The 12,063-nt window shown below is 40.6% G+C and carries 17 protein-coding genes; all 17 read left to right on the top strand.

Going from position 1 to position 12,063, the window contains the following annotated elements; genetic code table 11:
* The first annotated feature begins 64 nt into the window (after positions 1 to 64).
* The 17 genes from FHY47_RS17985 to rpmC all read left to right on the top strand — a co-directional run bounded on the left by FHY47_RS17985 (position 65) and on the right by rpmC (position 12,058).
* Positions 65 to 313 (top strand): 50S ribosomal protein L7ae-like protein, encoded by a 249-nt coding sequence (locus FHY47_RS17985; protein ID WP_066103006.1) that lies wholly within the window; start codon positions 65 to 67, stop codon positions 311 to 313.
* A gap of 102 nt (positions 314 to 415) precedes the next feature.
* Positions 416 to 838 (top strand): 30S ribosomal protein S12, encoded by a 423-nt coding sequence (gene rpsL, locus FHY47_RS17980; RefSeq protein WP_049672552.1) that lies wholly within the window; start codon positions 416 to 418, stop codon positions 836 to 838.
* A gap of 44 nt (positions 839 to 882) precedes the next feature.
* Entirely contained in the window at positions 883 to 1,353 is a 471-nt protein-coding gene (gene rpsG / locus FHY47_RS17975; protein WP_066103004.1) for a 30S ribosomal protein S7, read from the top strand.
* Between the two features lie 48 nt (positions 1,354 to 1,401).
* On the top strand, positions 1,402 to 3,480 hold the full coding sequence (gene fusA / locus FHY47_RS17970) for an elongation factor G (RefSeq protein WP_066103001.1): 2,079 nt from the start codon (positions 1,402 to 1,404) through the stop codon (positions 3,478 to 3,480).
* A 123-nt stretch (positions 3,481 to 3,603) separates the two neighbouring features.
* Complete coding sequence (tuf, locus tag FHY47_RS17965; protein ID WP_066102999.1) at positions 3,604 to 4,791, top strand: elongation factor Tu; 1,188 nt, start codon at positions 3,604 to 3,606, stop codon at positions 4,789 to 4,791.
* Between the two features lie 269 nt (positions 4,792 to 5,060).
* The gene (locus FHY47_RS17960; RefSeq protein ID WP_066102996.1) at positions 5,061 to 5,723 is read left to right on the top strand and encodes a hypothetical protein; all 663 of its coding nucleotides are present in this window, start codon (positions 5,061 to 5,063) and stop codon (positions 5,721 to 5,723) included.
* Positions 5,720 to 6,970, top strand: a complete 1,251-nt coding sequence (locus FHY47_RS17955; RefSeq protein WP_140462331.1) for an efflux RND transporter periplasmic adaptor subunit — start codon at positions 5,720 to 5,722, stop codon at positions 6,968 to 6,970. Before FHY47_RS17960 ends, FHY47_RS17955 begins: the two co-directional genes overlap by 4 nt.
* A 324-nt stretch (positions 6,971 to 7,294) precedes the next feature.
* Positions 7,295 to 7,603, top strand: a complete 309-nt coding sequence (rpsJ, locus tag FHY47_RS17950) for a 30S ribosomal protein S10 (protein WP_066102989.1) — start codon at positions 7,295 to 7,297, stop codon at positions 7,601 to 7,603.
* Between the two features lie 44 nt (positions 7,604 to 7,647).
* Positions 7,648 to 8,277: a 50S ribosomal protein L3 gene (rplC, locus tag FHY47_RS17945; RefSeq protein WP_066102983.1), complete on the top strand. Its 630-nt coding sequence runs from the start codon at positions 7,648 to 7,650 to the stop codon at positions 8,275 to 8,277.
* Positions 8,278 to 8,303: 26 nt separating this feature from the next.
* On the top strand, positions 8,304 to 8,930 hold the full coding sequence (gene rplD / locus FHY47_RS17940; RefSeq protein WP_066102980.1) for a 50S ribosomal protein L4: 627 nt from the start codon (positions 8,304 to 8,306) through the stop codon (positions 8,928 to 8,930).
* Positions 8,930 to 9,214 (top strand): 50S ribosomal protein L23, encoded by a 285-nt coding sequence (rplW, locus tag FHY47_RS17935; RefSeq protein ID WP_066102977.1) that lies wholly within the window; start codon positions 8,930 to 8,932, stop codon positions 9,212 to 9,214. Before rplD ends, rplW begins: the two co-directional genes overlap by 1 nt.
* A gap of 26 nt (positions 9,215 to 9,240) precedes the next feature.
* Positions 9,241 to 10,071, top strand: coding sequence for a 50S ribosomal protein L2 (rplB, locus tag FHY47_RS17930; RefSeq protein WP_066102974.1), 831 nt, complete (start codon positions 9,241 to 9,243; stop codon positions 10,069 to 10,071).
* Between the two features lie 60 nt (positions 10,072 to 10,131).
* Positions 10,132 to 10,410, top strand: coding sequence for a 30S ribosomal protein S19 (rpsS, locus tag FHY47_RS17925; RefSeq protein ID WP_066102971.1), 279 nt, complete (start codon positions 10,132 to 10,134; stop codon positions 10,408 to 10,410).
* A 20-nt stretch (positions 10,411 to 10,430) separates the two neighbouring features.
* On the top strand, positions 10,431 to 10,772 hold the full coding sequence (gene rplV / locus FHY47_RS17920; protein WP_066102967.1) for a 50S ribosomal protein L22: 342 nt from the start codon (positions 10,431 to 10,433) through the stop codon (positions 10,770 to 10,772).
* Between the two features lie 3 nt (positions 10,773 to 10,775).
* Complete coding sequence (rpsC, locus tag FHY47_RS17915) at positions 10,776 to 11,432, top strand: 30S ribosomal protein S3 (RefSeq protein ID WP_066102964.1); 657 nt, start codon at positions 10,776 to 10,778, stop codon at positions 11,430 to 11,432.
* Position 11,433: 1 nt separating this feature from the next.
* Entirely contained in the window at positions 11,434 to 11,868 is a 435-nt protein-coding gene (gene rplP, locus FHY47_RS17910) for a 50S ribosomal protein L16 (RefSeq protein WP_066102961.1), read from the top strand.
* Positions 11,858 to 12,058 carry a 50S ribosomal protein L29 gene (gene rpmC, locus FHY47_RS17905; RefSeq protein ID WP_066102959.1) on the top strand — a complete coding sequence of 67 codons (201 nt, stop codon included), beginning with the start codon at positions 11,858 to 11,860 and terminating at the stop codon, positions 12,056 to 12,058. The genes rplP and rpmC overlap by 11 nt, the downstream gene beginning before the upstream one ends.
* Positions 12,059 to 12,063 lie beyond the last annotated feature (5 nt).

The raw sequence follows: 12,063 nt of genomic DNA, 5'->3' as shown, positions 1-12,063 counted from the left end.
GTTTTATAAATGGTACTATAGCAAAGGTGCTCCTATTAACCTGTTACTTTGGAGGATATTAATGATGTCTTATGAAAAAGTATCTCAGGCAAAGAACCTGATAATAGGGACGAAACAAACAGTGAAAGCTCTCCGAACAGGAAATGCCGAAACAGTTATTATTGCTCTTGATGCTGATTCAACAATCACATCAAAAGTAATTGATGCTGCTAAAGAGTATTCCGTTCCAATCGATTATGTAGACTCGATGAGGTTGCTCGGAAAAGCATGCAAAATAGATGTTGGAGCAGCAGCTGTTGTCATTATGAAATAGAAAACTGTTTTTGCAGTTGATGCAAAAACTTTGTTTTTACCCTTTTATGAACCACCTGGATGTGTGGGACTAGGGGAACCAATTTTGAAGGGAGGAAACATCATGCCAACTATTAACCAATTGGTACGTAAGCCACGTAAATCTAAAGAAGAAAAATCAAAGTCTCCAGCTTTGAATAAAGGTTACAATAGCTTCAAGAAATCCCAAACAAACGTATCATCTCCACAAAAACGTGGGGTATGTACTCGTGTTGGTACAATGACTCCAAAGAAACCAAACTCCGCGTTACGTAAATATGCGCGTGTACGTTTGACTAATGGAATCGAGGTTACTGCTTACATTCCTGGTATCGGCCACAACTTGCAAGAGCACAGTGTTGTATTAATCCGTGGAGGACGTGTAAAAGACCTTCCAGGGGTACGTTACCACATCGTGCGTGGCGCTCTTGATACTGCAGGCGTTAACAACCGTATGCAAGGTCGTTCTAAATACGGTACGAAAAAACCTAAAGCAGCTAAAAAATAATTTTAAAACCAAAATAATTACTTCTTTGAAAGGAGGAACAAAATATGCCTCGTAAAGGACCTGTTTCAAAAAGAGATGTATTACCTGATCCGATATATAATTCCAAGCTTGTAACAAAATTGATCAACAAAATGATGATCGATGGAAAAAGAGGGACTTCCCAAAAAATCCTTTATGCTTCTTTCGATATCGTAAGAGAGCGTACTGGTAACGATCCAATGGAAGTTTTCGATCAAGCTTTAAAAAATATCATGCCAGTTCTAGAAGTTAGAGCACGCCGTGTAGGTGGAGCTAACTACCAAGTACCAGTTGAGGTTCGCCCTGACAGACGTACTACTCTAGGACTTCGTTGGTTAGTAAACTATGCTCGTCTTCGTGGTGAAAAAACTATGGAAGAGCGCTTAGCTAACGAAATCATGGATGCAGCTAATAACACTGGCGCTTCTGTTAAGAAACGCGAAGATACACATAAAATGGCTGAAGCTAACAAAGCTTTCGCTCACTATCGTTGGTAAAATCAAAACTACTAAAAATCTATATCCACAAGGAAGGAGAAAGACCCAATGGCTAGAGAGTTCTCCTTAGAAAAAACTCGTAATATTGGTATCATGGCTCATATCGATGCTGGTAAAACGACGACTACTGAGCGCGTTCTTTACTACACAGGTCGTATCCACAAAATTGGAGAAACTCATGAAGGTGCATCACAAATGGACTGGATGGAGCAAGAACAAGAGCGTGGAATCACGATCACATCTGCTGCAACAACAGCAGCTTGGAAAGAACACCGTGTAAATATCATCGACACACCAGGACACGTAGACTTCACAGTTGAAGTTGAACGTTCCCTTCGTGTACTTGATGGTGCGGTAGCAGTACTAGATGCACAATCCGGTGTTGAACCACAAACTGAAACAGTTTGGCGCCAAGCTACAACTTACGGAGTACCACGTGTTGTTTTTGTTAACAAAATGGACAAAATCGGTGCGGATTTCTTATACTCCGTAAAAACTTTACATGAACGCCTTCAAGCGAATGCACACCCAATTCAGATACCAATCGGTGCTGAAGATGACTTCGAAGCAATCATTGACCTAGTGGAAATGAACGCAGTATTCTATGGTAACGACCTTGGTACTGATATCGAAGTTCGTGAAATTCCTGAAGAGCACATGGCAATAGCAGAAGAATACCGTGAGAAGTTAATAGAAGCAGTAGCAGAACTTGACGAAGAATTAATGGAAAAATACCTTGGCGGTGAAGAAATCACTAAAGAGGAATTGAAAGCAGCTATCCGTAAAGGTACTGTAAACGTTGAATTCTACCCAGTTATCTGTGGTTCTGCATTCAAAAACAAAGGTGTTCAGTTAATGCTAGATGCTGTAATCGACTACCTTCCATCTCCATTAGATGTACCTGCAATCAAAGGTATTCTACCGGATACAGATGAGGAAGTTGAACGTCATGCTGATGACAGCGAGCCATTCTCTGCGCTTGCTTTCAAAGTTATGACTGACCCTTATGTTGGTAAATTAACATTCTTCCGTGTATACTCTGGTACTTTGAGCTCCGGTTCATACGTACAAAACTCTACTAAAGGAAAACGCGAGCGTGTAGGACGTATCCTGCAAATGCATGCGAACTCCCGTCAAGAGATCTCAGAAGTACACGCTGGGGATATCGCCGCTGCTGTAGGTCTAAAAGATACTACAACTGGAGATACTCTATGTGAAGAAAAGAACCTGGTTATCTTGGAATCCATGGAATTCCCTGAGCCAGTTATCTCTCTTTCAATTGAACCTAAATCTAAAGCAGACCAAGACAAAATGTCTACTGCTCTTCAAAAGCTTCAAGAGGAAGATCCAACTTTCCGCGCTCATACTGACCAAGAAACTGGTCAAACTATCATCGAAGGTATGGGTGAGCTTCACTTAGATATTCTTGTTGACCGTATGCGTCGTGAGTTTAAAGTAGAAGCTAATGTTGGTGCACCTCAGGTTGCTTACCGTGAGACTTTCCGTACACCTGCACAGGTTGAAGGTAAGTTTGCTCGTCAATCCGGTGGACGTGGACAATACGGTCACGTTTGGATCGAGTTCTCACCTAATGAAGAAGGTAAAGGCTTCGAATTTGAAAATGCTATCGTTGGTGGTGTAGTACCACGTGAATACGTTCCTGCTGTACAAGCTGGTCTAGAAGACGCTCTTGACCGCGGTGTACTTGCTGGCTACCCATTAATCGATATTAAAGCAAAACTATTTGATGGTTCTTACCATGACGTTGACTCCTCTGAGATGGCATTTAAAGTAGCAGCATCTTTAGCACTTAAAAATGCAGCGAAAAAATGTAATCCAGTTATCCTTGAGCCAATGATGAGCGTTGAAGTTGTTATCCCTGAAGAGTACATGGGTGACATCATGGGTAATATCACAGCTCGTCGTGGACGTGTAGAAGGTATGGAAGCACGCGGTAACGCACAAGTTGTACGTGCTATGGTACCTCTATCTGAAATGTTCGGTTACGCAACAACATTGCGTTCCAACACTCAAGGACGTGGCGTGTTCTCTATGACTTTCGATCACTACGAAGAAGTTCCTAAGAGCATCGCTGAAGAGATTATCAAAAAAAATAAAGGTGAATAATTGATTTTCATTCTTTATTAAAGTATAACTACTTATGTAAGCCAAGATAGAAGACATTGTCAACTGTCTTGGCACATAGTATAAAATAACAATTTTCTTATATTAAAGGAGGAAATTCCTAAAATGGCAAAAGCTAAATTTGATCGTTCTAAACCACATGTTAATATCGGAACAATCGGTCACGTTGACCATGGTAAAACAACTTTAACAGCTGCAATCACTTCTGTACTTGCAAAAGTAGGTGGAGCTGAAGCTCGCGCTTACGACCAAATCGATGGTGCTCCAGAAGAAAGAGAACGTGGTATCACAATCTCTACTGCACACGTTGAGTATGAAACTGAAACTCGTCACTATGCACACGTAGACTGCCCAGGACACGCTGACTATGTTAAAAACATGATCACTGGTGCAGCACAAATGGACGGCGGTATCTTAGTAGTATCTGCTGCTGACGGCCCAATGCCACAAACTCGTGAGCACATCCTTCTTTCTCGTCAAGTAGGTGTACCTTACCTTGTTGTATTCATGAACAAATGTGACATGGTTGATGACGAAGAACTTCTTGAACTAGTTGAAATGGAAATCCGTGACCTTCTTTCTGAATACGAATTCCCTGGCGATGATATCCCAGTAATCAAAGGTTCTGCTCTTAAAGCTCTTGAAGGAGAAGCTGAGTGGGAAGAAAAAATCAACGAGCTTATGGCTGCTGTTGACGAATACATCCCAACTCCAACTCGTGACACTGACAAACCATTCATGATGCCAGTAGAGGACGTTTTCTCTATCACTGGTCGTGGAACAGTTGCTACTGGCCGTGTTGAACGTGGTCAAGTTAAAGTTGGTGACGTTATCGAAATCATCGGTCTTGCTGAAGAACCAAAATCTACAACTGTAACAGGTGTAGAAATGTTCCGTAAGCTTCTTGATTACGCTGAAGCTGGTGACAACATCGGAGCTCTTCTTCGTGGTGTAGCACGTGAAGAAATCCAACGTGGACAAGTACTTGCTAAACCAGGTACTATCAACCCACACACAAAATTCAAAGCAGAAGTTTACGTATTGTCTAAAGAAGAAGGCGGACGTCACACTCCATTCTTCTCTAACTACCGTCCACAATTCTACTTCCGTACAACTGACGTAACTGGTGTTGTAAACCTTCCAGAAGGAACTGAAATGGTTATGCCTGGAGACAACATCGAAATGTCTGTTGAACTAATTGCTCCAGTTGCGATCGAAGAAGGAACTAAGTTCTCTATTCGTGAAGGCGGACGTACAGTAGGCGCAGGCGTAGTTGCTAGCATTACTGAATAATTCTTACTTATTAAAACAGGCGGGTGTACAACCGCCTGTTTTTTTGTTTTGTTTTTTCCTGCGAAATGTGGGAAGTTGGATACGTTAATTTGTTCATATTAGGATTCATTCCCCAGCAAATATCTACCCTTATCTATTAATACAACCTCATATACACAATTCTCCACGCTGTTTACAAAAAATTGAAATTATTTAACACCCATAAACTTCCTACGATGTAAAAAATCAGATACAATAGATATATGCAAATTTTTAGTGGGGGACAAAGGATGATAGGAACGTTAAAATCTATGCTTCACCCTCGAGAAACAAACATCGAGATGAGAAGCGTAATGACAAAAACTCATTACATACTTTGGTTTGGTGGATTACTTCTATTTAGTACGATTTTATTTGGGGTCTATGGATATCTAGGGTTGGGCAGCGAAAACTTGTCAGTATATATGGAGACTGTAAAAGAAAACAGATGGGAAATGACCAAGGTTTTATACTTCATTGGCAAACTAGCTGCTGGTCTCTTATATCCGTTATTATTCACACTATATTTTACAGTACTATTTTGGATCGTATTTGAGGACCTCTCATTTCGAGGAGTGTGGAAGCTTCAGCTTATTCCTTTAATAGTGATGCTCATAGCGAAAACAATAGAACTAATATTTATGCTGTTACTCAGGGTACCTGAACACTCATCACCATTTAGTCTAGGGATCATGACGCAAATGCTAACACCACAGATCTTTTGGGTAGAATTAGCTGCAAATATTACTATATTTGTACTGTTGGCAGGCTATCTTCAATATCGAATTTTCCACAAGTCACTTGATTATAGTAAAAAGAGAGTGATTATAACTGTATCATTATCCTGGATAATATATATATTGCTGGATGGTGCAACGGATACATTATTTAGAATCATGAAGGTGATTATATGAATTTTAGCATTAGGGAAAAAAAATGGTCTCTTGTATCCTTAGCTGTATTTTTGTTTATACTTACAAATACAATTATTATTTACAAAATAGATAAAATTGATCGTACAGTCCTTATTACAGACCCTTATATCACGAAAAAAGGTACATTAAAGGAAACGCTTCAAACGGAAGGGAAGGCTGAGCCTTCTGAGATATATAAGATTTATTATGAAGAACCTAGAGGGATGCTCGATGAGATCCTGGTGGAAGAGGGAGAGGATGTCCAAGTAGGAACGCCATTGCTAACCTACATTATAGATAACGATAGCAGCGATGTTATAAAACAATTAGAAAATGCTAACAAACGTCTCTCTATGAAAATAGATAAATTAAATGAAGATATATCCGTGCTCCAGTCAGAAGTCCAAGAGTATGAAAGCTTGCAGACTGTTGAAGAAGAGGAGAAAGAACCGGATTTAGATAACACACGAATATTGGAGTATGAGATAAAAAACATAGAATATGAAATTAAGATGATCGAGCTGCAAATTGAGGATAATCAAACACAGATAGATATGGCCAACAGTGCTGAAGATCAAATTACAATAGAAAGTAAAATTGATGGAACTATTGTGCATAGGAATGATTTTAGCAGAACAGCAGATAATCCGTTATTGACTATTATGAATCAAGCCTCTTTAGTAGTGGACGTTTTGGTTGGGGAAGATGACATCCAGCGAATAAAACTGGATCAGGAGGTCATCATTAAACCAAAGCATTTGGATTCAAAATTGATTACTGGCAAGGTAATAAAAATAAGTGATGTTCCGTTTAGTGAGGATCATAAGAAAGATAAAAGCTTCTATAATATATCGATTCAACCAGAAAATCTAAGTGAATCATCAGAAGAAAGTACAGAGAGTCAGATTTTAATCGGATCACATGTGGCTGCTGATATCACATTGAAGGAACTTAACAATGTAGTAGTTCTTCCAAAGAAAACTTTGGCAGGAAATCATGTGGTGCTTCTTGAAAAGGGAAAGCTGAAACAAAAAAAGATTACGGCAGGATTAGAATTCGATGAAAAGGTAGCCGTAACCAAAGGGCTTAAAGAAAAACAACGTATACTTCCTGCAGCTGATGCGAGCATTAAGGGTGATACAAGGTACATAAAATTCGTGGACTTTGATCACATAAATAAGAAGGCTTATAAACAATTTAATAATGAAGAGAGATTGTGGTTACTGGCACGAGGTCTCATACAATAATCAGTTGGTGAGTGGTGAGAGAGGAACAAGCTTCCCTCTCTTTTGTTATTTACATGTAAGAGAAAGCTAGTATATTTATGGAAAGAAGAACGATAACTTGAAAAAGTAGAAGTGAGATTGTATACTAATATTCGTGTGATAGAAGAAATTATTTTTAACTGTTGCATACCCAGAAAGTATAATGTATAATAGACAATGTTGGTCTTTTCATTGCGATGATGTGGAAGGTTGCTGACACACCCGGCCGCTTTGCCATGGCGCGTGTGTAAGGAGATTTCCACGGAGAATGTCTATTACAAAATAGGCGATAAAGGAGGGAAAATAATGGCAAAACAAAAGATTCGCATTCGTTTAAAAGCATATGATCACAGAATTCTTGATCAATCTGCTGAGAAAATTGTAGAAACTGCAAAACGTTCTGGTGCAGCTGTTTCCGGTCCGATTCCACTTCCGACTGAGAAAAACGTGTACACGATCCTACGTGCGGTTCATAAATACAAAGATTCTCGTGAGCAATTCGAAATGCGCACACACAAACGTCTAATCGACATTGTAAATCCTACACCACAAACTGTAGATTCACTAATGCGTTTAGATTTGCCGTCTGGCGTAGATATCGAAATCAAATTATAATCGTTCTATAAAAATAAAAAAGAAAACACTAGGAGGTGTGACTCATGACCAAAGGAATCTTAGGTAGAAAAATCGGTATGACTCAAGTATTCGCTGAGAACGGTGAACTTATCCCGGTAACAGTTGTTGAAGCAGTACCAAACGTTGTTCTTCAAAAGAAATCTGTTGAAAATGATGGCTACGAAGCTATCCAACTAGGTTACGAAGATCTTCGCGAAATGCTTTACAACAAACCACAACAAGGACACGCTGCTAAAGCGAACACTGCTCCTAAGCGCTTCGCTCGCGAAATTCGCGATGCAGATCTCAATAACTATGAGGTAGGTCAAGAAGTCAAGGTAGATCTTTTCGCTGAAGGCGAAATCGTTGATGTAACAGGAATCTCAAAAGGTAAAGGTTTCCAAGGACCAATTAAGCGTCACAACCAATCTCGTGGCCCAATGTCTCACGGATCTCGTTACCATCGTCGTCCTGGTTCAATGGGACCAGTTGCTCCAAACCGCGTATTCAAAGGCAAAAAACTTGCTGGACGTATGGGTGGAACTCAAATCACTGTACAAAACCTTGAAATCGTTAAGGTTGATGCAGAACGTAACGTAATCCTTATCAAAGGTAACGTTCCTGGACCTAAAAAAGCTTTACTTAAAATCAAAAGCGCGGTTAAAGCGAACTAATCTATCGAGAAAGGAGGAAAATCGCAATGCCGAAAATTGCTCTTTTAAACCAAGCTGGTTCTCAAGTAGGCGATATCGAGCTTAACGAATCAGTATTTGGTATTGAACCAAATGAGAGTGTTGTAACTGAAGCAATCCTTATGCAAAGAGCGTCTTTGCGCCAAGGAACTCATAAAGTTAAAAATCGTTCTGAAGTAAGTGGCGGTGGCCGTAAACCATGGCGTCAAAAAGGAACTGGACGTGCTCGTCAAGGTTCTATCCGTTCCCCACAATGGCGTGGTGGTGGTGTGGTATTCGGACCAACACCAAGAAGCTACTCTTACAAACTTCCTAAGAAAGTACGTCGTTTAGCTATTAAATCTGTACTTTCCGCTAAAGTGAACGAAGAAAACGTAATCGTTCTTGATGCTTTAACTTTTGAAGCACCAAAAACTAAAGAATTCACAGCTGTATTAAAAGGCTTGAATACTGAAAACAAAAAAGCGTTGATCGTAACTGCGGATGTAGACGAAAACGTTGCACTTTCCGGTCGTAACATTCCGGGAGTAACAATCGTTGAAGCTAACGCTATTAACGTATTGGATGTTGTAGGGCATGAGAAGTTAATCATGACTAAAACAGCTGTTGAAAAAATAGAGGAGGTGCTTGGATAATGGAAGCACGTGATATTATTAAGCGCCCCGTCATTACTGAAAGCTCAGCTGACATCATGGCCGATAAAAAATACACTTTTGAAGTTGACGTAAGAGCTAATAAAACTCAAATCAAAGATGCTGTTGAAGAAATCTTTGAAGTTAAAGTTGAAAAAGTTAACGTTATGAACTACAAAGGTAAATTCAAACGCATGGGTAAACATGCTGGATATACAAACAAACGCCGTAAAGCGATTGTTAAACTAACTGCTGATAGCAAAGAAATCGAATTCTTTGAAGCATAATTTCTAAAGAAAAGGAGGGACACAACATGGCGATTAAAAAGTATAAACCTACCAGTAATGGTCGTCGCGGAATGACTGTTTCCGATTTCGCTGAAATTACAACGGATCAACCGGAAAAATCATTATTAGCACCTTTACACAGAAAAGGTGGCCGTAACAACCAAGGTAAGTTAACTGTTCGTCATCAAGGTGGCGGTCACAAGCGCCAATACCGTATCATTGATTTCAAACGTGATAAAGATGGCATTCCAGGACGCGTTGCTACTATCGAGTACGATCCAAACCGTTCTGCTAACATTGCACTAATCAATTATGTTGATGGGGAAAAACGTTACATTCTTGCTCCGAAAAACTTGGTGGTAGGCATGGAAATCATGTCTGGACCAGAAGCGGATATCAAAGTAGGTAATGCTCTTCCATTAATTAATATCCCAGTGGGTACTGTTATCCACAATATCGAGTTGAAACCTGGCAAGGGAGGACAATTAGTTCGTTCTGCAGGTACTTCTGCTCAAGTTCTAGGTAAAGAAGGACGCTACGTACTAGTACGTCTTAATTCCGGAGAGGTTCGTATGATACTTGCTACTTGCCGTGCAACAATCGGTCAAGTTGGTAACGAGCAACACGAACTTATCAACATCGGTAAAGCGGGACGTTCTCGTTGGTTAGGTAAACGCCCTACTGTACGTGGTTCTGTAATGAACCCAGTAGATCACCCACACGGTGGTGGTGAAGGTAGAGCACCTATCGGACGTAAGTCTCCAATGACTCCATGGGGCAAACCAGCTCTTGGATTCAAGACTCGTAAAAAGAAAAACAAATCAGACAAATTTATTGTTCGTCGTCGTAAAAAATAACGCGGTTGTACTACGGTTCGCGTGTAGAACCGTAGAGCAATCACGAAGGGAGGCACAAACATGGGTCGCAGCCTAAAAAAAGGACCATTTGTTGACGATCATCTCATCAAGAAGGTTGAAGCATTGAATGAAGCTGACAAGAAACAAGTTATCAAAACTTGGTCAAGACGTTCTACAATCTTCCCACAATTCATCGGACACACAGTTGCTGTATACGATGGACGCAAACACGTACCAGTTTATGTAACGGAAGACATGGTAGGCCACAAGTTCGGTGAATTCGCACCAACTCGCGCTTACAAAGGTCATGCCGGAGACGATAAGAAAACAAGACGTTAATCAGAGAGGAGGGCATAAATATGCAAGCAAAAGCTGTTGCTAGAACAGTTCGTATTGCTCCTCGTAAAGCTCGTTTAGTATTAGATCTAATCCGAGGTAAGCAAGTAGGCGAAGCAGTTGCTATTCTTAACTTAACTCCGAAAGCAGCTTCCCCTGTTATCGAAAAAGTATTAAAATCTGCTGTTGCAAACGCAGAACACAACTACGATATGGACGTTAACTCGCTTGTCATTTCTGAAGCCTATGCTAACGAAGGACCAACACTTAAACGTTTCCGTCCACGTGCAATGGGTCGTGCAAGCGCGATTAACAAACGCACAAGCCACATCACAATCGTTGTATCAGAAAAGAAGGAGGGATAATCCGTGGGTCAAAAGGTAAATCCGGTCGGTATGCGTATCGGGATCATCCGTGATTGGGAATCCAAATGGTTCGCAGAAAAGGACTACGCTAAACTTTTGCACGAAGACATTAAAGTACGTGAGTACATTATGAAACGTCTTCACGATGCATCTGTTTCTAAAATCGAAATCGAACGTGCTGCAAACCGCGTGAACATTTCTATCCACACTGCAAAACCTGGTATGGTTATCGGTAAAGGTGGTACAGAAGTTGAAGCGCTTCGTAAAGCACTTAATCAATTAACTGAAAAACGTGTTCACATCAACATCATTGAAATCAAGAGAGCTGATTTGGACGCTAAATTAGTAGCGGAAAATATCGCGCGTCAATTAGAAAACCGTGTATCTTTCCGTCGTGCACAAAAACAAACTATCCAACGTGCAATGCGCGCTGGTGCAAAAGGTATCAAAACTCAAGTATCTGGACGTTTAGGTGGAGCTGATATCGCTCGTGCTGAACACTACAGTGAAGGAACTGTTCCACTTCATACTCTTCGCGCTGACATCGACTATGCTACAGCAGAAGCGGACACTACTTACGGAAAGCTTGGAGTAAAAGTATGGATCTATCGTGGAGAAGTCCTTCCTACCAAGAAGAAGTCTGTGGAAGGAGGAAAATAATATGTTATTGCCTAAACGCGTAAAACATCGCCGTGAACACCGCGGAAAGATGAGAGGCCGTGCAAAAGGCGGTACAGAAGTAGCATTCGGTGAATACGGTCTACAAGCTCTTGAGGCTTCTTGGATCACAAACCGTCAAATCGAAGCAGCTCGTATCGCAATGACTCGTTATATGAAACGTGGCGGTAAAGTTTGGATTAAAATTTTCCCTCACAAACCATACACTGCAAAACCTTTAGAAGTACGTATGGGTTCCGGTAAAGGGGCACCTGAAGGTTGGGTAGCAGTAGTAAAACCTGGTAAAATTATGTTCGAAATCGCTGGAGTATCTGAAGAGGTAGCACGTGAAGCCCTTCGTCTTGCAGCTCACAAACTTCCAGTAAAATGCAAGTTTGTAAAACGTGAAGAAATTGGTGGTGAAGCAAATGAAATCTAATGAGATCCGTGATTTAACCACTGCCGAAATAGAACAAAAACTTAAAGCACTTAAAGAAGAGCTTTTTAACCTTCGCTTCCAGCTTGCTACAGGACAATTAGAAAATCCTGCACGTATTCGTGAAGTTCGCAAAGCGATTGCACGTATGAAAACAGTTGTACGTGAAAGAGAGCTCAACGTAAACAATTGATAATG

Source organism: Bacillus sp. E214 (assembly GCF_008087365.1).
Classification (GTDB): domain Bacteria; phylum Bacillota; class Bacilli; order Bacillales; family Pradoshiaceae; genus Pradoshia.
The sequence above is the reverse complement of the archived record's forward strand: the minus strand, read 5'-3'. Positions and strand labels throughout refer to the sequence as shown.